At 62.3% G+C, this 26,238-nt stretch carries 30 protein-coding genes; 13 read left to right on the plus strand and 17 right to left on the minus strand.

Translation table 11 applies throughout. From position 1 onward, the window contains the following. Positions 1–27: 27 nt before the first annotated feature. The 6 genes from KUV51_RS16600 to KUV51_RS16625 all read left to right on the plus strand — a co-directional run bounded on the left by KUV51_RS16600 (position 28) and on the right by KUV51_RS16625 (position 3,966). Positions 28–576, plus strand: coding sequence for a TetR/AcrR family transcriptional regulator (locus KUV51_RS16600; RefSeq protein ID WP_222522567.1), 549 nt, complete (start codon positions 28–30; stop codon positions 574–576). A 44-nt stretch (positions 577–620) separates the two neighbouring features. Next, positions 621–983: a YidH family protein gene (locus KUV51_RS16605; protein WP_222522568.1), complete on the plus strand. Its 363-nt coding sequence runs from the start codon at positions 621–623 to the stop codon at positions 981–983. A gap of 70 nt (positions 984–1,053) precedes the next feature. Continuing rightward, positions 1,054–2,805: a DNA polymerase III subunit gamma/tau gene (locus KUV51_RS16610; RefSeq protein ID WP_222522569.1), complete on the plus strand. Its 1,752-nt coding sequence runs from the start codon at positions 1,054–1,056 to the stop codon at positions 2,803–2,805. A 25-nt stretch (positions 2,806–2,830) separates the two neighbouring features. Beyond that, positions 2,831–3,202: a Rid family hydrolase gene (locus KUV51_RS16615; protein ID WP_261385881.1), complete on the plus strand. Its 372-nt coding sequence runs from the start codon at positions 2,831–2,833 to the stop codon at positions 3,200–3,202. Positions 3,203–3,252: 50 nt separating this feature from the next. Beyond that, complete coding sequence (locus KUV51_RS16620) at positions 3,253–3,621, plus strand: hypothetical protein (RefSeq protein ID WP_222522571.1); 369 nt, start codon at positions 3,253–3,255, stop codon at positions 3,619–3,621. Next, positions 3,622–3,966 carry a YbaB/EbfC family nucleoid-associated protein gene (locus KUV51_RS16625; protein ID WP_039682021.1) on the plus strand — a complete coding sequence of 115 codons (345 nt, stop codon included), beginning with the start codon at positions 3,622–3,624 and terminating at the stop codon, positions 3,964–3,966. A gap of 6 nt (positions 3,967–3,972) precedes the next feature. Here the strand turns inward: KUV51_RS16625 and KUV51_RS16630 are convergent, their stop codons facing one another. Then, positions 3,973–4,518, minus strand: a complete 546-nt coding sequence (locus KUV51_RS16630) for a hypothetical protein (RefSeq protein ID WP_222522572.1) — start codon at positions 4,516–4,518, stop codon at positions 3,973–3,975. Positions 4,519–4,703: 185 nt separating this feature from the next. Here KUV51_RS16630 and recR point away from each other — a divergent pair, with 185 nt between their 5' ends. Further along, complete coding sequence (gene recR / locus KUV51_RS16635; protein WP_147110422.1) at positions 4,704–5,297, plus strand: recombination mediator RecR; 594 nt, start codon at positions 4,704–4,706, stop codon at positions 5,295–5,297. Between the two features lie 234 nt (positions 5,298–5,531). Here the strand turns inward: recR and ltaE are convergent, their stop codons facing one another. The 4 genes from ltaE to KUV51_RS16655 all read right to left on the minus strand — a co-directional run bounded on the left by ltaE (position 5,532) and on the right by KUV51_RS16655 (position 9,552). After that, a complete protein-coding gene (gene ltaE, locus KUV51_RS16640) occupies positions 5,532–6,575 on the minus strand; it encodes a low-specificity L-threonine aldolase (protein ID WP_222522573.1) in 1,044 nt (347 codons plus the stop codon). Between the two features lie 66 nt (positions 6,576–6,641). Then, the gene (locus KUV51_RS16645) at positions 6,642–7,997 is read right to left on the minus strand and encodes a trehalose-6-phosphate synthase (protein ID WP_222522574.1); all 1,356 of its coding nucleotides are present in this window, start codon (positions 7,995–7,997) and stop codon (positions 6,642–6,644) included. A 19-nt stretch (positions 7,998–8,016) separates the two neighbouring features. Beyond that, entirely contained in the window at positions 8,017–8,757 is a 741-nt protein-coding gene (otsB, locus tag KUV51_RS16650; RefSeq protein WP_261385882.1) for a trehalose-phosphatase, read from the minus strand. A 39-nt stretch (positions 8,758–8,796) separates the two neighbouring features. After that, positions 8,797–9,552 carry a DUF1013 domain-containing protein gene (locus tag KUV51_RS16655; protein ID WP_222522576.1) on the minus strand — a complete coding sequence of 252 codons (756 nt, stop codon included), beginning with the start codon at positions 9,550–9,552 and terminating at the stop codon, positions 8,797–8,799. Between the two features lie 126 nt (positions 9,553–9,678). Here KUV51_RS16655 and KUV51_RS16660 point away from each other — a divergent pair, with 126 nt between their 5' ends. Then, the gene (locus KUV51_RS16660; RefSeq protein WP_222522577.1) at positions 9,679–10,305 is read left to right on the plus strand and encodes a ribonuclease T2 family protein; all 627 of its coding nucleotides are present in this window, start codon (positions 9,679–9,681) and stop codon (positions 10,303–10,305) included. Here KUV51_RS16660 and KUV51_RS16665 read toward each other — a convergent pair. The 3 genes from KUV51_RS16665 to KUV51_RS16675 all read right to left on the minus strand — a co-directional run bounded on the left by KUV51_RS16665 (position 10,285) and on the right by KUV51_RS16675 (position 13,040). Then, positions 10,285–11,145: a sterol desaturase family protein gene (locus KUV51_RS16665; protein ID WP_222522578.1), complete on the minus strand. Its 861-nt coding sequence runs from the start codon at positions 11,143–11,145 to the stop codon at positions 10,285–10,287. The genes KUV51_RS16660 and KUV51_RS16665 overlap by 21 nt on opposite strands. Continuing rightward, the gene (locus KUV51_RS16670) at positions 11,142–11,690 is read right to left on the minus strand and encodes a TetR/AcrR family transcriptional regulator (protein WP_222522579.1); all 549 of its coding nucleotides are present in this window, start codon (positions 11,688–11,690) and stop codon (positions 11,142–11,144) included. The genes KUV51_RS16665 and KUV51_RS16670 overlap by 4 nt, the downstream gene beginning before the upstream one ends. Before the next feature lie 360 nt (positions 11,691–12,050). Then, entirely contained in the window at positions 12,051–13,040 is a 990-nt protein-coding gene (locus KUV51_RS16675; RefSeq protein ID WP_222522580.1) for an NAD(P)H-quinone oxidoreductase, read from the minus strand. Between the two features lie 57 nt (positions 13,041–13,097). Here KUV51_RS16675 and KUV51_RS16680 point away from each other — a divergent pair, with 57 nt between their 5' ends. Next, on the plus strand, positions 13,098–13,445 hold the full coding sequence (locus KUV51_RS16680; protein WP_222522581.1) for a hypothetical protein: 348 nt from the start codon (positions 13,098–13,100) through the stop codon (positions 13,443–13,445). On the opposite strand, the gene KUV51_RS16685 is transcribed toward KUV51_RS16680, so the two are convergent. Further along, entirely contained in the window at positions 13,428–14,123 is a 696-nt protein-coding gene (locus KUV51_RS16685; RefSeq protein WP_222522582.1) for a COQ9 family protein, read from the minus strand. The genes KUV51_RS16680 and KUV51_RS16685 overlap by 18 nt on opposite strands. Positions 14,124–14,406: 283 nt before the next feature. On the opposite strand from KUV51_RS16685, the gene KUV51_RS16690 reads away from it, so the two are divergent. Continuing rightward, positions 14,407–15,585, plus strand: coding sequence for a CAP domain-containing protein (locus KUV51_RS16690; protein WP_222522583.1), 1,179 nt, complete (start codon positions 14,407–14,409; stop codon positions 15,583–15,585). A 109-nt stretch (positions 15,586–15,694) separates the two neighbouring features. After that, positions 15,695–15,901: a 30S ribosomal protein S21 gene (gene rpsU, locus KUV51_RS16695; RefSeq protein ID WP_005614280.1), complete on the plus strand. Its 207-nt coding sequence runs from the start codon at positions 15,695–15,697 to the stop codon at positions 15,899–15,901. Positions 15,902–15,993: 92 nt separating this feature from the next. On the opposite strand, the gene KUV51_RS16700 is transcribed toward rpsU, so the two are convergent. The 4 genes from KUV51_RS16700 to KUV51_RS16715 all read right to left on the minus strand — a co-directional run bounded on the left by KUV51_RS16700 (position 15,994) and on the right by KUV51_RS16715 (position 20,651). Continuing rightward, positions 15,994–17,727: a methyl-accepting chemotaxis protein gene (locus KUV51_RS16700; RefSeq protein WP_222522584.1), complete on the minus strand. Its 1,734-nt coding sequence runs from the start codon at positions 17,725–17,727 to the stop codon at positions 15,994–15,996. Beyond that, positions 17,724–18,017: a hypothetical protein gene (locus KUV51_RS16705; RefSeq protein ID WP_222522585.1), complete on the minus strand. Its 294-nt coding sequence runs from the start codon at positions 18,015–18,017 to the stop codon at positions 17,724–17,726. The genes KUV51_RS16700 and KUV51_RS16705 overlap by 4 nt, the downstream gene beginning before the upstream one ends. 137 nt (positions 18,018–18,154) lie before the next feature. Then, a complete protein-coding gene (locus KUV51_RS16710; RefSeq protein ID WP_222522586.1) occupies positions 18,155–20,080 on the minus strand; it encodes a PhoX family protein in 1,926 nt (641 codons plus the stop codon). 112 nt (positions 20,081–20,192) lie between these two features. Continuing rightward, positions 20,193–20,651, minus strand: coding sequence for an Lrp/AsnC family transcriptional regulator (locus KUV51_RS16715; protein WP_222522587.1), 459 nt, complete (start codon positions 20,649–20,651; stop codon positions 20,193–20,195). Between the two features lie 134 nt (positions 20,652–20,785). Here KUV51_RS16715 and ald point away from each other — a divergent pair, with 134 nt between their 5' ends. Then, positions 20,786–21,904 carry an alanine dehydrogenase gene (gene ald, locus KUV51_RS16720; protein ID WP_222522588.1) on the plus strand — a complete coding sequence of 373 codons (1,119 nt, stop codon included), beginning with the start codon at positions 20,786–20,788 and terminating at the stop codon, positions 21,902–21,904. A 53-nt stretch (positions 21,905–21,957) separates the two neighbouring features. Here ald and mscL read toward each other — a convergent pair whose 3' ends face one another. Further along, positions 21,958–22,392, minus strand: coding sequence for a large conductance mechanosensitive channel protein MscL (mscL, locus tag KUV51_RS16725; RefSeq protein ID WP_222522589.1), 435 nt, complete (start codon positions 22,390–22,392; stop codon positions 21,958–21,960). Between the two features lie 145 nt (positions 22,393–22,537). Between mscL and KUV51_RS16730 the strand changes: the two genes are divergently transcribed. Next, positions 22,538–23,236, plus strand: a complete 699-nt coding sequence (locus KUV51_RS16730) for a glutathione S-transferase family protein (protein WP_222522590.1) — start codon at positions 22,538–22,540, stop codon at positions 23,234–23,236. A gap of 82 nt (positions 23,237–23,318) precedes the next feature. On the opposite strand, the gene KUV51_RS16735 is transcribed toward KUV51_RS16730, so the two are convergent. The 3 genes from KUV51_RS16735 to KUV51_RS16745 form a co-directional block, all read right to left on the minus strand. Further along, positions 23,319–24,923: a GMC family oxidoreductase gene (locus KUV51_RS16735; RefSeq protein ID WP_222522591.1), complete on the minus strand. Its 1,605-nt coding sequence runs from the start codon at positions 24,921–24,923 to the stop codon at positions 23,319–23,321. Positions 24,924–25,040: 117 nt separating this feature from the next. After that, positions 25,041–25,487 carry a YtoQ family protein gene (locus tag KUV51_RS16740; RefSeq protein WP_222522592.1) on the minus strand — a complete coding sequence of 149 codons (447 nt, stop codon included), beginning with the start codon at positions 25,485–25,487 and terminating at the stop codon, positions 25,041–25,043. 60 nt (positions 25,488–25,547) lie between these two features. Continuing rightward, on the minus strand, positions 25,548–26,177 hold the full coding sequence (locus tag KUV51_RS16745; protein WP_222522593.1) for a class I SAM-dependent methyltransferase: 630 nt from the start codon (positions 26,175–26,177) through the stop codon (positions 25,548–25,550). Positions 26,178–26,238: the final 61 nt, after the last annotated feature.

Below are 26,238 nucleotides of genomic sequence, written 5' to 3' on the forward strand. Positions count from 1 at the left end.
TCGGTCTATTCCTGTCAAGTTCAAAGAATGAACGACCGCGCCCTGCCCACCAAGGATCGGCTGATCCTGTCCGCTGCCACCCTGTTCCGAACGCGAGGCTATCACGGCGTGGGACTTGCCGACTTGCTGGCGGATGCAAAGGCGCCAAAGGGGTCCCTTTATCACCACTTTCCCAACGGGAAATCGGACCTCGCCATGGCTGCGGCCACAAGCGCATCGGACGAGATGCTGCGTCTGATCGCCGCCAGTTTCGATGGGGCGGACACGTTCAAGGACGGCGCAACCACGCTTTGCTACAAGCTGGCCAAGCTCTTTGACATCACGGGTTGGGACACCTGCCCCATTGCGGCCACCCTGTTCGAAGGTCCGGACAACGAAGAGTTTCGCGCCCACGCCAGTCACATCTATGAAGGCTGGATTGCTGAGGTGCACGATCACGCGGCGCGGTCGGGTCTGTCGGACGAGGACGCACGGGCCAAGTCGGAACACCTGTTCATGTTGATCCAGGGCGGCTGGACGCTCGCCCGGGCGCGGCGGAACTCCGACGTAATCCGGCAGATGACCGACCGGCTTTGATCCCGCAACTTGCCCTCTGACCGGATCGCCACACCATTGCGGACATGAGTGACAAGAACGCATTGGCCGAGGATCGCACCGACTGGGCCCAAGACCGCACAAGCCTGGCCAATGAACGCACATTTGCGGGGTGGATGCGCACAGGTATGGCCTCGGTCGCGGTCGCCATTGGACTCAAGGCCGTTTTTGGCGCCACTGACCCCACATGGTTTGCCAAGGCGGTCGCGTCGATCTTTCTGGCGGCGGCTTTGTTCATGTTCTGGGCCGCACGGCAACAGGCCTGCGCGTCGAACGCACGGCTGGAGGAGAAAACCACCAAAACCCAAGGACGCACCAACTTCACGATCATTGCAGTTGCAATGACGCTCGGCACCCTGGCCACCGGGGTCATCCTGTGGCTGATCTGATGGCAGCGGTGGACGCCGCGCGCCCTGCCCCGTAGTGTCGCCAAGTCACTCCGAATCCGCGTTGAGGCCCATGTCAGACGAGACCCAGAACTACCAGGTGTTGGCCCGCAAATACCGGCCCGAAACCTTTGCCGACCTCGTCGGTCAGGACGCGATGGTGCGCACGCTGAAAAACGCGTTCGAGGCCGACCGGATCGCGCAAGCCTTTGTGATGACGGGCATTCGAGGGACGGGCAAGACGACGACCGCCCGCATCATCGCCAAGGGGATGAACTGCATCGGGCCTGACGGAAACGGCGGCCCCACGACAGATCCATGTGGCCAGTGCGAGCATTGCACAGCCATCATGGAAGGGCGGCATGTCGACGTTTTGGAGATGGACGCGGCCTCGAACACCTCGGTCAACGATATCCGCGAGATCATCGACAGCGTGCACTATCGCGCGGCCTCGGCCCGCTACAAGATCTACATCATCGACGAAGTGCACATGCTGTCGAACAGCGCCTTCAACGCGCTGCTTAAGACGCTGGAAGAGCCACCCAGCCACGTGAAGTTCATCTTTGCCACGACTGAAATCCGCAAAGTGCCGGTGACGGTTTTGTCCCGCTGCCAACGCTTCGATTTGCGCCGGATCGAGCCGGAGGTGATGATTGCCCTTCTGCGTAAGATCGCCACCGGCGAAGGGGCAGAGATTGCAGATGATGCGCTGGCCCTGATCACCCGCGCCGCCGAAGGATCGGCTCGCGATGCCACGTCGCTTCTGGATCAGGCGATTTCCCATGGCGCTGGCGAAACGACAGCGGATCAGGTACGTGCGATGCTGGGTCTGGCGGACCGTGGCCGCGTGCTCGACCTGTTCGACATGATCCTGAAAGGCGATGCCGCCGGTGCGCTGACCGAACTTGGCGCGCAATACGCAGACGGGGCAGACCCGATGGCAGTACTGCGCGATCTGGCCGAGATCACGCACTGGACATCCGTGGTCAAGATCACGCCAGAAGCCGCAGATGATCCCACCATCTCACCCGACGAGCGCAGCCGTGGTCTGCAGATGGCCGAAGCGCTGCCGATGCGGGTGCTGACGCGGCTGTGGCAGATGCTGCTGAAGGCGCTGGACGAAGTTGCAGGCGCACCGAACGCCATGATGGCCGCCGAGATGGCCGTGATCCGGCTGACCCATGTCGCCGATCTGCCCAGCCCGGAAGACCTTGTAAAGAAACTGCAAAACGCGACCCCTCCCCCCGCGGCTCCTGCTTCTTCCCCTTCTGCATCCGGGGGCAGCAGCACTGGCGCGCAGGCCGTGCATCATGCGCAGGCACGCATGGTATCGAACCCGAATGCGGCTGGGCAAACCACGGCTTTGGCGCATGATCCGGAGGTGGCCCTCGCCCGCTACCCGACCTTTGACCACGTGATCGAGCTGATCCGCTCGAACCGGGATGTGAAACTGCTGGTCGAGGTCGAAACGACGCTACGCCTTGCCGCCTACCAACCCGGTCGGATCGAGTTTGAGCCAACCGAACAGGCCCCGCGGGACCTGGCGCAACGGCTGGGCGCGCGCCTGCAGGTCTGGACGGGCAACCGCTGGGGCGTGTCCGTCGTCAGTGAAGGCGGCGGCAAGACCATCGCGGAAGTGCGCGACGCTGCCGACCTGGAACTGAAGGAAAAGGCCGAAGCGCATCCGTTGGTGCAAGCCGTGATGGAACAGTTCCCCAAGGCGAAAATCACCGCGATCCGCACACCGGAAGAAATCGCACAGGAAGCGCATATCGAAGCGCTGCCCGAAGTGGATGACGAGTGGGATCCCTTTGAAGAAGACTGATCCCCGCGCCATTGTACCGGAGGGCATGCAGGACCTCGTGCGCGACTGGCGCATGTCCCCCGCCCTTGTCTCCGGCGATCACGTGTTTCTGACGGGCTTCAATGGGTGCCCGGTTGACGGTCCGCCTCCCGCCGATCCGGTGGCGCAGATGCGCGTGGCCTTTGATATTGTGACAGAGGTTTTGGCCGCAGGTGGCATGGATTGGAACTATGTTGTGGACATGACGAGTTTCCATGTTGGACTGCGAGATCACCTTGAAGCGTTCAAGGCGGTCCGCGCGTCTTATGTGCAGCAACCCTTCCCCGCTTGGACAGCGATCGATGTTGCAGGCTTTGCGACCGATGGCGTCATTGTCGAGTTGAAGATCGTGGCTCGGCTGACTGGAGCGACTGCATGACACGGCGGTACGGGCTTCGACATAATGCTCTGATTTGCCTCGTATTTATCTTGTTGCCCCGTTCCGCGTTGGCGGAGGTGTGCGACAAGGAGCGGCCCGGTTGGGACGGCGCGCCGGTTGGTTTGATCGGCGAGGCGATGAACCTTTTCCTGTCCCCCGCGGGTATTGCGCTCCTACTGCTGTCCGTCGTCGCGTTGCGGTTTCGTCACCAGTGGATCGGTCTCGGCGCCGTGATCTTGTGGACGGTGTTCATCACCGTTGTCACCATGGCTGACCCCACCGGCCTGCGTCCTCAAGCCATGGCCGAAGGCTGTGTGGGCCCGCCCACCTTGTTCATCGTGGCCGTCGCTGCAATATGTGTCGGGATTGTTTTGTACACCAAGCCGCGCACAGGCGGCGCAGATGGATCGGAGACTTAGATGCTCAAGGGACTTGGCGGGCTCGGCGATATGGCCGGGATGATGAAAAAAGCCCAGGAAATGCAGACCAAGATGGCGGAGATGCAAGACGAGTTGCATACCATCACCGTCACCGGCGAAAGCGGGGCCGGGCTGGTCAAGGCGACAGCAACAGCCAAGGGTGAGCTGACTGCGCTCGACATCGATCCGTCGATTTTCAACGGCGATGACAAGGAAGTGGTCGAGGACCTGATCCTTGCCGCAATCAAGGACGCGCAAGCCAAGGCGCAGGAACGGGCGCAGGAAGAGATGGGCAAGCTGACCGAAGGATTGGGCCTGCCGCCGGGAATGAAGTTGCCGTTCTAGGGCATCTCAGGTCGCCGATTGGTCGAAGCGTTGGATCGGATCGGCGTCTTCGGCTTGGTCCTCACGTGCGGCGCGCTCCTTGAGCTGGCGGCGAATACCAAGCAGGAAAGCAAGGAAAATCAAATAGATGGTGAATGTCAGGCTGAGCCTGACCACGCCTTCGCGAAAGGTCAGAGGCCGCCCGCCCTGCCCTGTGCTGCGCTCTGTTCCCTGTTCAGCACTGTCGGCGTCTTGGCTGGAGGTGGCGGCGCCTGAATTGCCGGAACAGGCCGTATCGGCAGCTTTTGCAAGGCGGTTGACGTCGTTGCGCAACGCCTGGTCCACCCGCACGCCACGCCCGTCGGCGAGCGCCTGCGCCGTCGTCAGGACGGCAGTTGCGGCCCGTGCATCGCGGCGTCGAACGTCCCCCTCAAGCATACCGAGAACTGCCTGCGTATCCATCTGGTCGAGGCTGCGGCGCAGTGCATGGCGGTCGTGGATGGAAACATCGCCACCCCCATTCAACACGGCCAGCAACGTCGTGTTTGCCGCGCGCAAACCACCTGGATACACGCAGGCCTGCACTAGTGTCGGCCATAGAAAAATGCCGAAAAACAATGAAGTAGAAAAAATTCGAACGCGCATCGAAAACCTGTGATTCATCGCGGATTGCTCGCACCGTATTCCCGCGGGATTGAGAAGTGGTGAACCGAAACAGACCCTTTTTGTTCTGCAAAAAGCGCAATAGGATCAGTGCGATGAGCAGCACGCGCGACATAGACAACCTGATCGAGATGATGGCGAAGCTGCCGGGGCTTGGGCCACGCTCGGCCCGGCGGGCCGTGCTGCACCTGATCCGCAAGCGCGCGCTTCTGCTGACGCCCTTGGCCGATCTTATGCAGACCGTGGCCGTGACGGCGCGGGAGTGCCTGAACTGCGGCAATGTGGGCACGAGTGATATCTGTGACATCTGCACCTCGGAAAAACGTGCGAATTCAGAGCTTTGCGTGGTCGAGGACGTCGCCGATCTGTGGGCAATGGAGCGCGCGGGCGTGTTCAAGGGACGCTATCATGTACTGGGTGGAACACTGTCGGCGCTGGATGCCATCGGGCCGGAAGAGCTGCGGATTCCGCGTCTGATTGACCGGGTGCAGACCGAGAATATCAGCGAGGTGATCCTGGCCCTGAATGCAACGATCGACGGGCAGACGACGGCGCACTACATCGCCGATCAGCTTGAGGGGCAGGTCAAGCTGACTTCGCTTGCGCAGGGCGTCCCGATCGGCGGTGAGCTGGATTATCTGGATGACGGGACAATCACGGCGGCGCTGCGGGCCCGGAAGGCGCTGTGATGTGTTAAGTCGAAGTGCGGTGGCTTAACTTTTTCAAACTGCACATTTTTGGGGAAAAACTGCGTGTTTTGCCCCGGCCAAAACAGACCGAAATCCGGGGGTTTTGCACAAACTGCATATTTTGACCCCGAAACTGCGCATTTTGCTTGGCCCAACGCTGGTCATATTCGGTTAACGAATATCCGGTGTTAAGGTTTGTGCGGGCGCTTTAACTCTTGGGTAAGGTTCGCGCCCCTAACCCCCGAAAAAGCTGCGGAAACCGGTGATGGCGGCTTGCAGCGCCTCGTCCGTGACATCCTTGTGCAGCACAAGCCGCGTCGTCCCCGTGGACCCGGTCAGTTGCACGCCATGGGTGGCCATGTGCTGCGGCAGCGCCTCGGTCACGCCGCCGGGCGGGGTGAAGAAGATCATGTTGGTCGCCTGCTGCACATCGCAGAAGGGGCGCAAGGCGTCGGCAAGGGTTGCGGCGCGGGCGTGGTCTTCGGTCAGGCGCGCGGTGTTGTGGTCGAGCGCGTGCAAACCGGCCGCCGCCAACACACCCGCCTGCCGCATCCCGCCGCCGAGCATCTTGCGCCAACGCCGGGCACGGGCGACGAGGTCCGCAGGGCCGAGGAGGACCGAGCCGATGGGGGCGCCGAGCCCTTTCGACAGACAGATCGAGACGCTGTCGAACATGTCGGCCAGTGCCTGTTCGGGGCAGTTCAGTGCCGCGATGGCGTTGAAGTAGCGCGCGCCATCGAGGTGGACGGCGAGGCCCGCGTCGCGGCCCGCCTGCACCGCTTCGCCCAGGCGGGTGAGCGGGATGGCGATGCCGTTGTGGGTGTTTTCGAGGCCGAGAAGCCGGGTCATGGGCATGTGCGGATCGTCCTCCTTGACCGCTGCCGCGATCGCGCCCGCTTCAAGCGCTCCGTCGGGGGCTGGATCAAGTGGTTCGAAGGCGATGCCGCCGAGGACGGAGGCGCCTTTGGCCTCGTATTTGTGGATGTGGTAAGGGCGGCCTGTGATGATCTCTTCGCCCCGTGCGCAATGGGCCAGAAGGCCCACGAAGTTGCTTTGTGTGCCAGAGGCGAGGAACAGGCCCGCGTCCTTGCCCAGCCGTTCGGCGAGCGTCGCTTCGAGCCGGTTGACAGTGGGGTCGTCGCCAAAGACGTCGTCGCCCACCTCTGCATCGGCCATGGCCTTGCGCATCGCGGCATCGGGGCGCGTGACCGTGTCGCTGCGCAGGTCGCAGATGATCGGTTTGGTCGGGGCGGTGGACATGGCAGCGTATTGGTTCATCGGACGGTCCCTCAGCTTGGATCACGGCCACCCTACGGCTGGCGCGCGGGAAGGGGAAGGCCGTCGTCAACCCGTGCCGCGCAGGGCCGCAAGGTAGCGGCGGGTCCACCATGCGATGTCTTCGGTCATCACGTTTTTGAACAGGCGCGCGTGTCGCGCCTTGCGTTCGGCCAGCGGCATGGTGAGGGCGGTTTGTACCGCCTCGCCCACCTCTGCCGCGTCGTAGGGGTTGACCATGAGCGCGTCGGTGAGTTGTTCGGCCGCGCCTGCGAAGTGGGACAGGATCAGGACGCCGGGGTCGTCAGGGTCCTGGGCCGCGACGAATTCCTTGGCCACGAGGTTCATCCCGTCCGCCAGCGGCGTGACCATCGCCACATCGGCGCGGCGATAGACACCGGCGAGCGTGTCGCGTTCGACGTTGCGGCGGATGTAGCGGATCGGGGTCCAGTCGAGTTCTGCATGAGCGCCGTTGATCATGCCGGCCGCCTGTTCCAGCTCGGTTCGGATATCCTTGTAGGCATCCACATCCTCGCGCGAGGGGGGTGCGATTTGCAGCAGCGTCGCCTTGGGCGTGTCGGGTGTGCGTGTTTCGAGATAGGCGGCGAAGCCGTCGAACCGGTGAACGAGGCCCTTGGAGTAGTCGAGCCGGTCAACCCCGAGCACGAGTTTCTGCCCGAGCGTCATGGCGAGCGGGACGGCGTCGGCCTGTGAAAGGGCGAGCGCGGCGAAATCCTGTGCGTCGATCCCGATGGGGAAGTGGCGCGGGGCCGCACCGTCATCCAGCGACACCATGCGCCCCTGCGTGTCGAAGATGGCGTCGGGGTCGTCGCGGTAGTGGGCCATGACGCGGGCCACGTCGCCCTCGGTCTGTACGCCGAAGACGTCGTAGGCGGCCACCCAATCCTTGAGCTCGTTGGCTTGTGGCAGGGCGAGGATGTCGGAGACCACGGGGAACGGGATGTGCAGGAAGAAGCCGATGCGGCAGGTGACGCCCCGGTCCCGCAGGAGGGCAGCCAGCGGCAGGAAGTGGTAGTCGTGGATCCAGAGCAGATCATCAGGCTGGGCGAAATCGGCCAGCATGTCGGCGAGCCGCATGTTCACGGCCATGTAGTGGTCGGCATATTCGGGCTGCACGTGCATGAGGTCGGCGCGTCGGTGGAACAGCGGCCAGAGTACCGAGTTGGAGTAGCCGAGATAGTACCCTTCGTGCTCGTTTTCGGAGATGTCGAAGACCATGCGCGTATAGGCGCCTTGGGCGATCTGGCGCAGTTCGGGTTTCGGGTGTGCGACCGGCGTGCCACTGGTGCCGATCCACACGCCACCTTCGGCTGTCAGGCAGTCGTGGAGGGCCACGACGAGCCCACCGGATGGCTCCGCCTCTGTCGGGATGCGGTTTGAGACGACAATCAGGCGGGCAGTCACGTATTTGTCTCCTTGGGCCTCAGGCCCAGTGTTTGAGAAGGGTATGCACGGCTTGTGTGTCAGGCAAGCGATGCCGCGCCTTGGTGTCGCCGGGTCCAACCTTGATCCCGAGGCCGCCTTGTTTTTGGGCCCATTCCATTGCCGGCTCGTCCGTGGTGTCGTCGCCGATCATCACGGGGGTGCGCCCGGAAAAGAGGTCGAACGCCATGATTTCGGCCATGGCGAGGTCTTTGCCGACGCCGCGCGGGCGCATCTCGACTGCCATTTTGGCCGGGTGCGCTTCGAAGTCGCTATGCGTCTGGCTGAGACGTGCGGTGAAGGTTTCGACGGTGTGCTGCAGGTCGGGTTGGGCGCGGTAGTGCAGGACGATGCCCGTCGGTTTTTCTTCGAGCAGGATGGGCGGCTGGGCACCAGCAAACGCGCTGGCTGCATCGCGCAGCATGTCGAGGCTGTCTGGGGAGAGATCCACGCGGGGCGTCAGTTTCCCGTCGCGGCGCCACTCCGCGCCATGTCCGCCGACAATGAGGCCCGTGTAGTCGGGCAGCCAGTTCGCAAGGTCCCCTGCGGCCCGGCCCGAGATCAGGACCAGCGCGCCGCCTGCTCGGTCCTGTAAGTCGTTCAGCAGCGCAGGCAGCGCGTCGGGGATGTAGATGCCATCCGGCGTGGGAGCAATGTCGACGAGCGTGCCGTCAAAGTCCAAAAAAATTGCCGCCTTTGGGCAAGGCGGCAATTCGGGGATGTTCGTGTTTTTAGCATCCATGACGCTGCAACGCGGCAAGGCGGGTAAAAGTTCCCGACCTTATGGCTGTTCGTCTTCGTCGTCGCCACCGCCCTTGGGCAGGTTGAAGAAGCTGTCGGCGTCCACGAGGGTGCTTTCGTCTTCCTTGTCATCTTCGTCATCATCGGCGAGCGAGAAGGTCTCGAGCCCTTCGATGGCCGTTGGGATCTTGGGCTCGGCTTCCATACCCAGCGATTGTTCGGTGCTGACCAGCTTGCGGCGTTCGTCGTCGGACATGACGGAGCCTTCGGCAGCCTTCTTGGCAGCGGCCTTTTGCACGGCGGCGTCGAGTTCGGACTGCTTGGTCAGGCCCAGTGCGACCGGGTCGACGGGTTGGATGTTGGCGATGTTCCAGTGCGTGCGTTCGCGAATCGACTGGATCGTCGGCTTGGTGGTGCCCACCAGTTTCGAGATCTGGCCGTCGGTCAGTTCGGGGTGGAATTTCACCAGCCAGTAGATGGCCGCGGGACGGTCCTGACGCTTGGACAGGGGCGTGTAGCGGGGACCGCGACGCTTTTCCTCGCCTACGGCGGCGGCGTTGAACTTGAGCTTCAGCTTGTGCAGCGGGCTTGCTTCGGCTGCATCGATTTCTTCCTGTGTGAGCTGGTTGTTTGCAATGGGATCAAAGCCTTTGACCCCTGCGGCCACGTCGCCATCGGCGATGCCCTGCACTTCCAACTCGTGCATGCCAACAAAGTCCGCGATCTGCTTGAAGCTGATCGTCGTGTTGTCCACCAGCCAAACGGCGGTGGCCTTGGCCATGATCGGTTTTGCCATTGTCACATGCTCCTATGCATAACTGTCCCGTCGCCTGAAATAGGCTGCCTTGGAGGTCAAGGCGGGTTTCCGTTGTCGGGGAACTTCGGGTCGATATAGTCGGGCGGAACGGAAAAGGAAAGCCTGATGCGTGTTGTTTTGATGTGGCTGGTGATGGCAGGCGCGGCCTGGGCGCAGGATCGGTCGGGCGAATTCGACTACTACGTGCTGTCCTTGAGCTGGTCGCCGAACTGGTGCGCCTATGAAGGGGACGCGCGCGGATCGGACCAGTGCGATGCGCGGCATGACCACGGGTGGATCCTGCATGGTCTGTGGCCGCAATATCATCGCGGCTGGCCTGAGTATTGCCAGACCGCCGAACGCCAGCCCTCGCGCGCCATGACGCGGGACATGGCCGACATCATGGGGACATCCGGCCTCGCGTGGCACCAATGGAAAAAGCACGGGGTCTGTTCCGGCCTGTCCGCACCCGCCTATTACGCGCTGTCGCGGGAAGCCTATGGTCGCGTCGTCCGGCCGGAGGTGTTTCGCAAACTGGACAAGACGGTGAAGCTGCCCGCGTCGGTGGTGGAAGAAGCGTTCTTGCAGGCCAATCCGGGCATGGAGCCCGACGGTGTGACCATCACCTGTCGGCAAGGGCATATCCAGGAGGCCCGGATATGCCTGTCCCGCGACCTCGACCCGGTGCCCTGCGGGCGGGACGTGGTGCGGGACTGCACGGCGAAGGACGCGCTATTCACCCCGGTCCGCTGAGGGCTTCCAACCGGGCGGGCGCATCATGTAGCGCCATGCTTCGCCGAAGCTGCGGGCGCGCGTCACGTCGTGCCAGAGGCCGGGGAGTTCGGAGAACCAAACCTTGATCGGGTTGCGGCTGTCGAAGTCGCGTTTCAGGCCGTAGCGGGGCGTTTCCTCTTCCGCCTGGTAAGTGCCGAGAAGCTGGTCCCAGATGACGGTGATCCCGCCGTAATTCATGTCGATATACTTGTCGTCGCAGCCGTGGTGGACGCGGTGGTTGGCGGGGCTGTTCATGACCTTGTCGAACCAACCGAGCTTGCCGATCACCTCGGTGTGGATCCATGTCTGGTAGGCCAGCACGACGATGATGCCGAAAAAGATCATCTCGGGCGAAAAACCAAGGAAGACCAAGGGGATGTGCATGATCAGGTTCCAAACCCCTTCGAGCGGGCCGAAGCGGATGCCGGTGATGATGTTGTAATCGCGCGAGGAGTGGTGGACGGCGTGCTGCGTCCAGAGCAGGCGCACCTGATGGGCGATGCGGTGTTCCCAGTAATACGTGAAATCGGCGGCGATGACGGCGAGCGCAATGCCCCACCATGTGAGCGGGATCTGCCAGGGCTGCGCCACTTCGGCGAGGATGTAGTAGATGATGTAGGCGCCGGTCAGGATGAAGACCTGCACCGCGATGGACGGGATCTGCGTGCTGGCGCTGACCAGCATTTCGGCAATCGTGCGGCCCTTGTGACTGCCCTTGAACAGCACTTCGGCCAGTTCGATGACCAGGATGGCGGCGCCGATTAGGAGGAAAACCTCGTCGATGCGGGTGCCCAAGATTTCGAGCTGTTCGAGCGTCATTTTGCGGTTCCTTGTGTGAGGGTACGCCAGGCCAGTGCAGCGGCCTGTTTGGGGGTGGCATCACCGGCGGCCACCATGGCCCAACCGGCATAGATCAGGTTTTCATAGGCCTGCACGATCCATTCGGTGGGGATGTGCGGGTCAAAGCCGCCTTCGGCCTTTGCCATGTCGATGTCATGAGCCAGATCCCGGGTCTGGGAAGCGTAGACCTCGGCCACGCGGGGATCATTGTCGGCCGGTTCGGTGGCGAGGAACATGTGCCGGGCCGCAAGGGGGAGGATGGCGCCGAGGGCGACCTCGAGCGCTTGCGTGTAGGTCTGGCAGTCTTTCGTCGCCTCTTCGACGGCTTCGTCCAACTCGCGCGCCGCCGTCAGGGTCAGCGCCACGATCAGGTCATCGCGACCGGAAAAATGGCGATGCAAAGTCGCTCTGCCAACGCCCGCGTGCTTGGCCACATCGGCAAGAGAGGCGCCGGGGTTCTGGCTGAACACGGCAAAGGCAGCTTCGAGGATATGAGCTTCGGTTGATACATTAGTGTCTCGCATGAGACATATATGTCTCGATTCGCACGGCGGTTCAAGGGCACGGATGGGGACGTACGCGTAACACGGTCTGCGTTGCGCGTTTTGCTGACGGCGGAGCCTCCGGCGGTGGTATTTTCAGTCAGAAGAAACGAAAACGCCCGCGCCACTCATCCAATGTGAGCACCGCGGGCGAAGGAGGGAAGCCAACGCTTCTCCTGACACGGCCATCGGCTCCACAGCCTGTACCGTTTGATCAAGAAAGCGCGTTAACCTTAATATTCCGTTTCTTCTGACTGAAAATACCACGGGGGAATCGCGTCAGCGATGGGGGCAGCGCCCCCTGAAGAATGGTGTCGCTGCCAAGCGGCCTTTGGGTTACGTCTAGCCGCCTGCGACCTCCAGAACGATCTTGCCGATATGGCCCGAGCTTTCCATACGGGCATGAGCAGCGGCTGCATCGTTCAGCGGAAACTCGGAGTCCATCACGGGACCGATACGTCCCGCCGACAGCAGGGGCCATACGGCTTCGCGCAAGTCTCGGGCGATCTGCGCCTTGGCCAGATCGCTTTGCGGGCGCAACGTACTGCCTGTCATTGTCAGGCGGCGCATCATCAAGGGGGCGAAATTCACCTCGGCTTTCGGTCCCTGAAGGAAGGCAATCTGGACGAGACGCCCATCATCGGCCAGAGCCGACAGGTTGCGGCGGATATAGGGGCCACCCACCATGCACAGGATCAGGTTGGCGCCGCCTTGTTCTTTCAGCACCTCCACAAAATCCTTATCGCGGTAGTTGATGGCAACCTCTGCCCCCAGATCGCGGCAGGCGGCGCATTTGTCGTCCGATCCGGCGGTGGCAAAGACACGCGCGCCGAAGTGATGGGCGAGTTGGATGGCTGTCGTGCCGATGCCGGAGGAGCCGCCATGGACGAGGAACCGCTCGCCGCCCTTCAGCCCGCCGCGCTGGAACACGTTGGACCAGACGGTAAAGAACGTCTCGGGCAAACACGCTGCTTGCTTGAGCCCCATGCCATCCGGCACGGGCAGGCAATGCGCAGCAGGTGTTGCCACGTACTCGGCATAACCGCCGCCGGGCAGAAGCGCACAGACCTGATCGCCCACGGCCCAATCGCTGACACCGGGACCAACCTCGACCACGGTTCCGGACGCTTCTAGGCCCGGCAGATCACTGGCGCCTGGGGGCGGATTGTAGAGCCCGGCCCGCTGCAACGCATCGGGGCGGTTCACCCCGGCCCAGGCCACCTTAATCACAACCTGCCAATGCCCCGCCTGCGGGCGCGGACGCGAGACCGGCTGCAAGACTTCCGGCCCGCCCGGGGCATTGATTTCGACGGCGCGCATGTCCTGACCCATTCTGATCCCTTTCCTTTTGCGCACCGTACATTGGTGGTCAGGGGGAAAGGAACCCGTATGCTGATTGCTGCACTCTGTTTGAACATCGCGATACTCTTGCCGGTCATCTTCGGCCTGGCCACCGGCGGGATGGATGTCGCATTTGGCCCGGACACGGATGCGCGGCGCATCCTGACCTGCGTCTATTTCGGCATTGCAACGCTGAGCGTTGTCCTGATCGGGCTGCATGTCGGTGGGCACGATTGGGCTGTTCCGATGACATTCGCCCTGTTCGGGGTGCAGATCATCTACAAGCTCGCCACCGTGGCGACGGTGGGGCTGGCCAGCCCTGTTGTGTTGACGAACGTGCTGGTCGTCGGCGTCCAGATTGCAGCGATTGTCGCCTGGTCAATCCCGCGCGGATGACCAGGAACCGGGCATGTCGGTGCGTGGGGTGGCTGGGGGCGCCTTGACCTGACCAAGCACCCAGTTCGGGCCTGCGAAAAGGGTGGACAAGAGCTTGTTGTCCCGCACCTGGGCCTTTACCTTTTCGATCTGCATGACGTCGTCAATCCGGCGGTCCAGAAAGGCCCATGTTGCCTGATTGTCGGTGCTGTCATCACCCAACCAGTAGAGCAATGTCGCCGAATAGACGCCGGAGAGCGTGGCGCGCTTGGTATACCAGTTCACATCGTCAGACGTGTCGCCAAGGGCAGTCCAGATCTTGTCGGCCGTGCCCCAAATCGCCTTCGCCCCGTCCCCTGCATACATTGGCAACGCAAACAGAGTGGTCCCACGGCGCACCGCTTCCTTGTCCGTCACTGCTTCGATCCGAAAACGCACCGCGGATGCGATTTTGTCGCGGAAGCGATCCGGCAGGATTTCTGACTGCAGACGGGCCACCATTTGCGCATCACCCCGGTCATGATAGGCCCGCGCCAGATCGACAGCACCGCGCGGGCAGACGGCGCGCACCATTGCCATGTCGATATCTGCATCAGCCGCTGCGGCCTTGAGCGTGGTTTCAGACCAGCCATCGAACGGAACGTGCATGAGGGCTGCATCCAGAAGACGGTCTTTGGTATCGTTTACGGCGTTTTCCATACGCCAACGGTAGGGCCGAACCGATGTGGCGACAAGGTTCTGCCGACCGGCGCGTCCCTTCGCCGCGCAAAACGGCTGCGCTCCGCTGCGCCGCCGGGCGCGCGAGGGCAGACAACAGCCGACGCCGCTTTGAGGCGTTTATCACAGCGAGTTCCCGCCACATAAATACCCGATTTTCTGCGCCCTTTCGCTTGAATGGCTGCCCACACAGTCACTTCTTGCCGACCGTGCTGCGCCGTCGGACAGAGAGTGCCGCAACGCGAAAAATCGAAAAGGATACGAGATGTCTGTTGCCAGCGAATTCGAGCGTCTGATGCTCGATCTCATCAACGAAGAACGCACGTCACGTGGTCTTGACCCTTTGACGCTGGAGCTGCGCTTGAACGATGCAAGCGAGGATCACAGTGTCTGGATGGATGACACACTCAATTTCAGCCACACCGGCGTCGGCAACTCCGATCCCGGAGATCGGATGCGGGATGCGGGCTTTGTCTTTTCCGGCAATTGGACATGGGGCGAAAACATTGCCTACCAATCCGAGCGCGGAGAACCCGGCATTGCGGATGATGTCGAGGATCTGCACCAATCCCTGATGAACAGCCCCGGCCACCGGGCCAACATCCTGAACCCGGACTTCGACCTTATCGGGATCGGGATCGAGGTCGGGGACAATCGCGGCTTTGATGCCGTTTACGTGACGCAGAAATTCGCCAGCACGTCCGCGCCGGTGCAACTGGATATCGAGGATTCGAACACACCGGACCCGGAGCCCGGAGCGACCAATGGCAACGATGTTCTGTTGGGCGGCAACGGCAGTGACCGGCTGGACGGCCTGGCCGGCAACGACACATTGGATGGAAGCGGCGGTGCGGACCGCTTGTTTGGTGGCGCGGGCAACGATGTCGTTCGCGGTGATTCCGGCAATGACTTTGTCGGCGGCGATGCCGGGAACGACAGGCTGAGCGGCGGCGGCGGCGATGACCGCGTCAAGGGCGGTGACGGCAACGACGTTGTCATTGGCGCGTCAGGCAACGACATGCTGACCGGCAATGAAGGCAACGACAGCGTATACGGCGGAAGCGGAAATGACACGCTTGACGCCGGCGGTGGCGGACGCAACCGGCTTGATGGCGAGGGCGGAAACGACCGCTTGATCGGCGGCAACGGCCGGGATCGTATGGACGGCGGCGCGGGCAACGACACGCTCACCGGCGGTGGCGGAAACGATATCTTCCTGTTCTCCGAGGGTCGGGACATCGTGACCGATTTCGACATTTCGCAATCGGATGAGACCATCGATCTGCGACACGTGGCCAGCATCACATCGTTCCAGGATCTGATGTCGGGCGGTCATCTCACGCAGTCGGGACGCCATGCCGTCATTGACGATCTGAACGGCAACACGATGATCATCATGCGCACGGACATCGCGGATTTCCAGGCGGACGACTTCCTGTTCTAGGCTGAACTTTCGGACCCGGCGGAGCACTGGACAAAGGCGGGGGGCCTTGCTATACGGCGGCCTCCTGCAAATCCTTGCAACTCTTATCTAGAAAGGTGGTGACAACCACATGCAGGTTAGTGTTCGCGACAACAATGTCGATCAGGCGCTTCGTGCCCTGAAAAAGAAGCTGCAGCGCGAAGGCGTGTTCCGTGAAATGAAGCTGAAGCAGCATTTCGAGAAACCGTCCGAGAAAAAAGCGCGCGAGAAAGCTGAAGCGATCCGCCGGGCCCGTAAGCTGGCTCGGAAAAAAGCGCAACGCGAAGGGCTTCTTTGAGCCTTACGTGAATGCCGATGAATTCAAGGACCCCGTAGCCGCCCAGCTGCGGGGTTTTTGTTTGTGGGTCGGGGCAACGTGGCCGCGCACCCCTATCCTGCTGCCCGCGTTTGAACCTGCGGCAGATCATCGGTACCGAGCGTCCGGCGCGACAGCTTGAATTGCGCAAGCCTGTCGATCATCTGCTCCATCCCCTCGGTCAACGAAGCGCAGGTGACATTTGTGCGCTCGAACATGGTGGCGTTGCCCTGGGCCACGGTGTCGATCTCGGCCACCGATACGTTCACTTCACTGAGCTGATCCGATTGGGCCTGCGTTGCATCGGCGATCTTCTGCACCGACCCGGTCATGGCCGAGACGGATTGGACGATGTCCTGCAGCGCGTCACCGGCCTGCGTGACCAGCGCCACGCCTGACTGCACCTGATCGTTGCTTTTCTCTGTCAGTTCGGAGATGCCGCGCGCCGCTTCGGTGGCCCGTTGCGACAGGGCCCGCACTTCGGAGGCGACGACGGAAAAGCCGCGCCCCGCTTCGCCCGCGCGCGCGGCTTCGACGCCTGCGTTCAGGGCGAGCAGGTTGGTCTGGAAGGCAATGCCGTCCATGACCGCGTTGATCTTGGCGATTTCGCGGGACGAGGTTTCGATCCCGCCCATGGCCGTGACGGCCCGGCGGACGATGTCACCGCCCGCAACCGCATCGTTGCGCACCCGGTCGGCGACCGTTGCCGTGGCCTGCGCATTGTCTGTCGACGCCCGCACGACGCCATGCAGCGTGTCGACGGCGTGGCTGGTGACTTCCAATGATGCCACCTGCGCCTCGGTCCGGCGGGCGAGATCGTGTGCGGAATCCTGTACGGCAGCCACCAGTTCCATGAGGTCGGACGTGCCTTGCATCACGTCGCCGAGGACATCGCCCAACGTGGAAATGGCCCGGTTGAAATCGCGGCGCAGCGGTTCGTATTCCTGCGGAAACGCCACATCGATGCGGTAGGACAAGTCCCCGCGCGCCACGTGTTCGAGCCCCGCGCGCAGTGATGTAACAACGATGTTTTGCGCGTCATACACGGATTTCCGCGCCTGGGCCGTCCGCATGTCGGCAGCATGGCTGGCGGCGATGGCTTGCTCTCGCGCGGCCTTCTCCTTTTTGAGTGCGCGCACGAGGTCTTCGGCCTTGGATTGGGCGGTGTGGGCGCGCTTGGCCTCAGCCTCCGCCCGGTGTTGGGCAGCCTCTGCCAGCTGCTTGGCCTGTTCCGCCGCAGCAAATGCAACGTCGGCGTCTCTGAATGCCGCGTGCACCTCGCGCGTCATGTCCAGCCGTTTTTGCACGATCAGCGTGAGAACGAGCACTTCGATGCCGACAATGGCGCCGTGAAACAGCGCGCGTTCGACGTTTTCAAGAAGGCTCACGCTTGGAAAGACGAGGTGTGGCAGCACGAGGCCAAGCGACAGGTGGTGCAACACCGTCGTTGCCGCGGCCAACATGATGGTCGGCACGTGTACCAGCCCGACCAGTGTCGCGAGAGCGGCGTAGAACAGCATGTGCCCGTCAATCTGCCACCCCGTTCCGCCGAGGGCGGCCACCAGGCCGATGGACTGTGCCATCGCCGTTTGGCCCACGATAATGCAATAGTGCCGGTGTCGACGCCTGAATGACCAGAAACCGAAGGCCACGGCGCTCAGGCAGATCATACCGGGCCAGACCGAGGAGACCGGCAGGAAAAGCCCCGCGATGCCGATGAGGATGCCAAGCACGGCACAGCCGACAAGGATCCAATAGGCAGCCAGACGACGCGATTTTTCCAATGATTTCGAGATGTCGACGATCATAGCACAACCCCGCACAAGGCAGCGATCGCGGCACCGTCCCTGACGCCGAATGCGCCGAAGTCCATTGCGAGGTCGTCGAAACGCGCAGGATCATCCGTTTGTACGAGCGCGGCAAAGGTTGCCCGCTGCGGACCAACCAGCGTGCCGCCGGCGGATTGCGCCAGCGCTTCGGCATCCTGCCACGGCGCCAGGAAGACGAGCCGCAGATCTGATTGTTGGGCTGGCTGGAACGTCAAACCGACCAGCGGGGCAGCCAGTCCCAGCATAGCCATCATCACAAACACACGCATCGTCCATCATCCAAACTCGATGGGCGGTGTTTAGTCCGAAACGTCTGAAGAATTCCCTAAATGCGGTTGGCGCGCATTAGGAAATGCGCGCCATTGAGGGTGCCGCAACACAGCACCCCGCCTCAAGAGGCCGTATGTCAGCCGACCAAGGCGTTGTCGTCGCGCTTGACCACAACGATGGCCGAGCGAGGCAAGGACCCTTCGCCATCCGGGAAAGGCGCGCTGGGGTGCTGGATGCCCACGAACATCGTGCGCCGATCCGCAGACCAGGTCAGACCCGTCACCTCGGACCCTTTGGGACCCGTCAGGAAGCGGCGGATTTCACCCGTCATCGGGTCGCCCGCCAGCATCTGGTTGTTGCCCATGCCGGCAAAGTCGCCCGCGTTGTCATCGTCACCATCGGTCTGGATCCAGATCAGGCCCGATGTGTCGATCTGCATCCCGTCGGGCGAGTTGAACAGGTTGCCCGCGTTGATGTTGGCCGACCCGGCAAAGGGGCCATCGGCGTGTACGGTGGGGTTGCCCGCCATCACGTAGAGATCCCAGTCGAAGGTCGAGGCCCCGTGGTCGTCATTGTGCGGACGCCAGCGTACGATCTGGCCGTAGCGGTTGATCTCGCGCGGGTTGGGAGCGTTGGGCACCATGGGCTCGCCCGCCGCGTTGGTCACCACGTTGCCGTTGTCGTCCAAGGCACCGCGGCGCGAGTTGTTGGTCAGGCAGCAATAGGCCTCGACCGCGTGGGGGTGTACGGCGATCCATTCCGGGCGGTCCATGGTGGTCGCGCGGACAGCGGTGCCTGCCATGCGGGTGAAGACGGCGATTTCAGCCTCGGACATACCGGTGTCTTCGGGCGTCAGAGCCAGCCAGATGCCGGTACCGTCGTCGTTGAACTTGGCCACGTGCAACCGACCCTCGCTGAGCAGGGTCGAGGTGTCGCCACCGGGCACATAGATGTCACGGCTGACCCACTTGTACATGTATTCGCCACGCTCATCGTCGCCCATGTAGACAACGACGCGACCATCAGGGGCCAGCGCATAGGCGGCATTCTCGTGCTTGAACCGGCCCAGAGCGGTGTGTTTGACCGGGGTCGCATCGGGGTTCCATGGGTCGATTTCCACGATGTAGCCTGCCCGGTGCGGTTCGTTCGGGTGTTTCGAAATGTCAAACCGCGCGTCATAGCCATGGTAGTTGTAGCGGCCCGGTTCCACATCCGTGCTGACGCCGTAGCGCTGGAAACCTGCGGCGTGCACATCGTCGAGCACCAGATCTTCGGTCGTGCCGAAGTAGCCGTTGAAGTTCTCTTCGCAGGTCAGGTAGGTGCCCCAGGGCGTGCGGCCCGATCCGCAATTGTTGAACGTGCCGAGCGAGGCGGTGCCTGTCGGATCGTCTTCGGTTTTCAGCAGGTCATGCCCGGCAGCGGGGCCGTCGATGACCATGGGCGTGCGGTGGTGAATGCGGCGGTTGTAGGGGCTGTCGACCACGACTTGCCAACCGTCTGCGCCCTCGGCCACTTCCATGACGCTGACGCCCTGGAAGTTCTGCAGGCGCACGATGTCGTCTGCGGAGACCGGGCTACCCTCCTGCTCGACCGGCAGGTTCACCTTGGTGTTCACGTATTCGCTGTTGACGACCAGAAGTTCGGTGTCGCCTTTGTGAAACAGCTCCATCCCGTCGGTGTTTTCGCCGAACACGCGGTCGGACCCTTCGGTCGGGATGCCGGTGGCCGCATCAAATGCGGGCGCGTCCGAAAAGAGCGGATCACCCCAGCGCACCAGAACGTCCCACGCATACCCTTCGGGCACGTGTACGGTGCCGTCGGTTTGTGGGGCCAGTTGTTCGAATGCAAAGCGCGAGGCCTGCGCGGCCATCGCTGTCGTGCCTTTGAGCATACCGGTGCCCATGACCGCGGCCCCCGACCCGAAGGCCAGCACGCCACCAAGGAAACCGCGGCGCGAAATGGCGCGTTCGACAACCTCGTCAAAGTCTTGCGTCGTTTTGCGTGGAAATTTCAGTTCGTCCCAATCGTCAAAGGACAGATCCTGAATATCTGCGTCTTTCATCGTGAACTCCCGATTGTTTGGAATGTGGCGATCACGCCCCGCGTGTGGGTGCTTCACGAACATCACCGCTGTGTGACGATTGGATTACAAATGCGTAACGATGCGACGCAGGTCAAACGGGCAGCGCCGTGGTCTTGAACACGGTTCTGAGGGCAAAGCTCGACTGCATCTGTGCCACGCCCGGCAGACGGGCGAGGTACTGGCGGTGGATGCGAGCGAAATCCTCGGTATCTTCGGCGACGACTTTGAGTATGTAGTCTGCCGTGCCTGCCATCAGGTGGCATTCGAGCACATCGGGAATGCGTGCCACCGCCTTTTCAAAAGCATCGAGTACTTCGTCCGCCTGGCCTTGTAAGGTAATCTCGACAAAGACTGTGGTGGGCACGCCCATCTTGCGTGCATCCAGAAGCGCGACATAGTCGCGAATGTAGCCCGCCTGTTCCAGCCGCTGGACGCGGCGATGGCAAGCCGAAGGGGACAGGTGGACCTTTTCGCTCAGGTCCGAGTTCGACATCCGCCCCTGTTTTTGCAGCGCGGACAGGATGCGCCGATCTGTTGTATCCAGGGACATGTGTGCAGGGTCCTTCGACAAATGCGTTTTATGACGCACGTTTCTTCGATGTATATGCGCCAACACGATCCATTTATGGTGTCCAATTGCAAGCGAATTGCGCCACGATTGGGACAGTAGATGAGGAGGACGCCATGCACATCGGATGCCCCACGGAAATCAAGGCGCAGGAGTTTCGGGTCGGTTTGACACCAAATGCCGCGCGCGAGGCGGTGGCCCATGGCCATACCGTTAGCGTGCAATCGGATGCCGGGCGCGGTGCCGGGTTCGAGGATGCGGACTATGTTACTGCGGGCGCGCGCATTCTGGACACCGCCGAAGAGGTCTTTGCCACCGCCGACATGATCGTGAAGGTGAAGGAGCCGCAGGCGGTGGAGCGCAAGATGCTGCGCGAGGGCCAGTTGCTGTTCACCTATCTGCATCTCGCGCCGGACCCTGAGCAGACCCATGACCTACTCGCCTCTGGCTGCACGGCCATCGCCTATGAAACGGTGACAGATGCGTCGGGTGGTTTGCCCCTGCTTGCGCCGATGTCTGAAGTGGCGGGCCGCCTGGCCCCGCAGGTGGGTGCATGGACGCTGCAAAAGGCCAATGGCGGGCGCGGTGTTTTGATGGGCGGTGTGCCGGGTGTGGGCCCTGCCCGCGTGGTTGTCATTGGCGGCGGCGTTGTGGGCACCCATGCGGCACGTGTGGCCGCTGGCATGGGCGCGGATGTGACCGTCCTCGACCGGTCCCTGCCCCGGATGCGTTATCTGGACGATGTGTTTTCCGGCCTGTTCAAGACCAGCTTTGCAAGTGCAGGCAACACCGCCGAACTGGTGGCCGCGGCTGATATGGTGGTGGGCGCGGTGCTGATCCCAGGCGCGGCGGCGCCCAAGCTGGTGACCCGCGCGCAACTGTCGACGATGAAGCCCGGCGCAGCCATTGTGGATGTGGCCATCGATCAAGGCGGATGCTTTGAGACATCCCGCGCCACAACGCACGACGACCCGATCTACGAGGTTGATGGCATCATGCACTATTGCGTGGCCAACATGCCGGGCGCCGTGGCGCGCACGTCGACCATCGCGCTTGGCAATGCGACGATGCCGTTCATGCTGGCGTTGGCCGACAAGGGGTGGCGAGAGGCCTGCGCCGACGATCCACACCTGTTGGCGGGTCTGAACGTCCATGCCGGCAAGCTGACATATTTTGCCGTGGGCAAGGCGCTGGGGATCGACGTGATCGCGCCGGGCTTGGCCCTGAAACAGTGAAAGCAAAACCGCCGCCCATGGCGTGTGGGCGGCGGTGTTTTCACGGGGTCGGCTTACGCCTGCCTGGCGAGCTGGTCGCGGATCTCGATCAGGATGTCCAACTCGCTCGGGCCGCTTTCGACCTCGGGCGCAACCTCTTCCGGCTTCTCAGCCATGGCTTTGACCTTGTTCACATAGCGCACAAGCATGAACACCACGAAGGCGATGATCAGGAAGTTGATGACGGCCATCAGGAAAGCGCCGTAGGCAAACACGGCCGCCCCGGCCTCGCGCGCGGCTTCAAGCGAGGCACCCGCGGCCACGTCCCCGGCCAGAACGGCGTAGTTGTTGGTGAAATCCAGGCCACCGGTGAACAGACCGATGATCGGATTGATCAGGTCACCGACCAGCGATGTCACGATCGCGGTAAAGGCCGCGCCGATGATGATCCCGACGGCCATATCCATGACATTGCCCTTGGCAATGAAATCCTTGAACTCGTTTAGCATATTTAGTCCCTTGTTGGCTTCTGCACGCGTTATGTTGTTTTTGGTGCGTGCGTAAACATTGGTTAACACATCTGCTCACAGAGCAAGGACTATTTTGACGGGGAATTTCCCCTATGTGCGACCCATTGCCTAAAGGAGACGACCCATGGCTGACCTCAGCGCCTTTCCGATCACGCAGAAATGGACCCCCAAGGACCCGTCGGTTCTGCAACTCTTTTCCTTTCCGACGCCCAACGGTGTGAAAGTATCCATCGCACTGGAAGAGATGCAGATCCCTTACGAGGCGCATCTGGTCACACTGGCAGATGCCGATGTCAAAAGCCCCGAATTTCTGTCGCTGAACCCCAACAACAAGATCCCCGCCATCATCGATCCGAACGGCCCCGACGGCACGCCCGTCGGCCTGTTCGAAAGTGGCGCGATCCTGATTTACCTCGCCGAAAAGTCCGGCAAGTTGTTGGGCGACACGGCAACGGACAAGGCGAAGGTGATCCAATGGCTAATGTTCCAGATGGGGGGCCTAGGCCCCATGCTGGGGCAACTGGGCTTCTTCGTGAAGTTCGCCGGCAGCCAGTGGGAGGACAAACGCCCGCAGCAAAGGTATTTGGACGAAGGCAAGCGCCTGCTCGCCGTGCTGGAAAAGGAACTGGAGGGCAAGGACTGGATCACGGGCCAATTCTCGATCGCCGATATCGCCATCGCGCCATGGCTGAACGCCCTGAACTTCTACGAGGCCAAGGACATGGTCGGCTGGGACACTCACCAGAACCTGATCGCCTATGTCGACCGCTTCTACGCCCGCCCGGCCGTGGACAAAGCCAAGAACATCCCACCCCGTCCCTAAGCCTTTCTTCTGGCTGAAAATACTTCGGGGTTTGGGGCAGAGCCCCAATCAAACAATGGCGTCGCCTCAGGCGTCCTTGGGATCAGACGACGCGCATCCCCGCACTGATCTTTTCGGCCATCATGATGGTGGGGGCATTCGTGTTCCCACCCAAAAGCCGCGGCATCAGCGACGCATCCACCACCCGCAGGCCGTCGGTGCCATGCACGCGACCCGTGGAATCCGTCACCGCCAGGTCGTCCTGCCCCATGCGGCAGGTGCCTACAGGGTGATAGATCGTGTCAGCGCGCGCCCGAATGTCCGCCTCAAGGGCCGCGTCGCTGCCCTCATGGGCATAGAGCTGCTTGCCCCGCCACGGGTCGAGCGGCGGTGCGGTCAGGATCGCTTCCATCTGCCGCGCCCCTTTCATCAGCAGGTCGAGATCGCGGCGGTCCGTCAGATAGCCGGGGTCAATACGCGGTGGTGCTGCCGGGTCGGAGGACTGCAAGCCCACATGGCCCGTGCTGTAGGGGCGCAGCACGCAGACATGGCAGGAGTAGCCGAAGCGCGTGTGGATCTTGCGCATGTGCTGATCGACGATGCCCACGACAAAATGCAGTTGCAGATCCGGCCGGTCGGCAGACGGGTCGGAGCGCAGGAAGGCGCCCGCTTCGGCGAAGGGCGACGCAAAAAGCCCCGTGCCATCCTTGCGCCACTGCAGCCCTGCTTTCGCCAGTGCCGCAAGGCCCTTGGGGTTCAGCCCCACAACGTCGTCCCGTTTGGAGTGATAGCTGATGATGTAATCCAGATGGTCCTGCAAGTTCTGCCCGACACCCGGCAGATCGTGCACCACATCGATACCATGCTGGGACAGCTCGTCTCGCGGTCCGATGCCGGACAACAGCAAGAGCTGCGGAGACCCGAATGCGCCGCCAGACAGGATGACCTCGCGCGCGGCCTCGACCAGCTTGACCTTGCCCTGATGCTTGATCCGCACACCAACCGCGCGCGTCCCCTCCATCTCGACCTTCTGCGCCATGGCGCGTGTGAGGATGGTCAGGTTGCTGCGCGCCTGCACCGCCGGGGGCAAGTAGGCCGCCGCAGCCGAACAGCGCTCACCTCGGGCCGGACCCGTATGATGCTGTGTCACTTGATATAGACCAACGCCCTCCTGCCGCGGACCATTGAAATCCTCGGTTGCGCGGATCTGTTGCCCGGTCGCTGCCTCGACAAATGCATGGGTGATCTCCCGCGGCTCGGACTGTTCGGCCACCTGCAATGGGCCGTCTGCGCCATGCAGATCATCGCTGCCGCGCGCATTGCACTCGGACAGTTTGAAATAGGGCAGCACACTGTCCCAGTTCCAGCCATCCGCGCCCAGATCGGCCCACTCGTCATAGTCCTTTCGATGCCCGCGAATATAGAGCATCGCGTTGATCGCGCTGGAGCCCCCCAGCGTGCGCCCGCGCGGCTGGAACCCGCGCCGCCCGTTCAGTTCAGCCTGCGGTTCGGTATGAAAGGCCCAGTTGTTGATCTTGGGCCGGCCCGAAATCATGCCCGCCACCAGCGCCGGTGCGCGGACAAAGATATCGCGACCGCCGCCGCCCGCTTCGATCAGGCAAACGGATACGGCGGCATCTTCGCTCAGCCGTGAGGCCATCACGCAGCCCGCCGAGCCGCCGCCAACAATGACATAATCGAATTTCATGTGCGCCTCCCCTTTTTGGGAGGCTAGGCGCGCGCCCGGCACGCCACAAGAGTGACCCTGGGTCGGCGGGTGGGCGCATTTCGGGCCAAGGGCCCGGAACAGTCCCACGCGATCGACCTATCCCGGCAAGGATCCGGTCAGCACATAGCGCAGGATGTCCACCACCTGCCCCGGCTCTTCGGCCACGGCCAGCGCGGCGGCGTCCACCTCTTTCAGCGCATGGGCGTGATCGGGACCGTGCAGAATGATCAGCGACTTGCCAAGCGCCGCGGCATAGCCCGCATCAAATGCCGCGTTCCACTGCTTGTACTGCTCGCCAAAGCGCACCACGACCACGTCCGCATCGGCAATCCCCTTTCGCGTGCGGATCGCGTTCACCATCGCGCCCTTGTGGTCGTGCCAGTACTTCTTTTCTTCGGACCCAAGGATCGCAACGCCGCAATCGTCGCTGGCCGCATGGTCGGTCACGGGCGAGGAAAAGGTCACGTCGAGGCCCTGCGCGCCCTCGATGATCTGTTCCCGCCAATCGGTGTGGATTTCACCGGACAAATACACATTCAGCATCGCGTCACTCCCTCGGGTTGGTCCCGCCTAACCTGCGCTTTCGTCGCGCAAAAACAAGGGTCAGGTCCGGCGTGCCACAACGAAATGATTGGGCGGACGGATGGGATAATTGCCCGTCTCCAGGATTTCGAAGCCTGCACGGGCGATCCGCGCATCCACATCGGCAATGCTGTCGAACCGCACAAACGGCGCCTTGCCCACCAGTTGCATCAGCGGGATGAGGCGTTTCAACAGGCCGAATTTGAACCCAAGCGACCGCTCTCCGATGCAGGGCGACTTGCTGATGAACAGCCCGCCGGGGGTCAGAAGGTCATGCACCCGCGCCATGGTTGCTTCGACATCGGGCACAAGGTGAAACAAGTTGAAGGCCATCACCACATCGAACGTGCCATCCTGCAGCGCCGGGTCGAACACATCCGCCTGCAGGAAGCGGACATTGTCCACTCCCATCTTCGCCGTCGCCTGCGCGATCATGCCACCGGAATAGTCGGTGGCCAGGATCGATCCCGCATGTTCCGCGAGCTTCAGGGCCGTGCTGCCGGTGCCGCATCCGAGTTCCAGAACACGGTCGGTTGGCTTCAGGTATGACGACACCCGGTCGAGTGTCTGGGCATAGGCGTCGGGGTCGCTTATCGGCTGAGCCGCATATTTGACCGCCACCCGGTCCCAGAATTGTGCTTTGGTCTGCATCTGCTTTCTCCTTCGCCGGTGCATATACGACGGGTGGTTTCGGTGGAAAATTGACCTTATT

Origin of the sequence: Tateyamaria omphalii, from assembly GCF_019802125.1 — a bacterium.
Lineage (GTDB): Bacteria > Pseudomonadota > Alphaproteobacteria > Rhodobacterales > Rhodobacteraceae > Tateyamaria > Tateyamaria omphalii_B.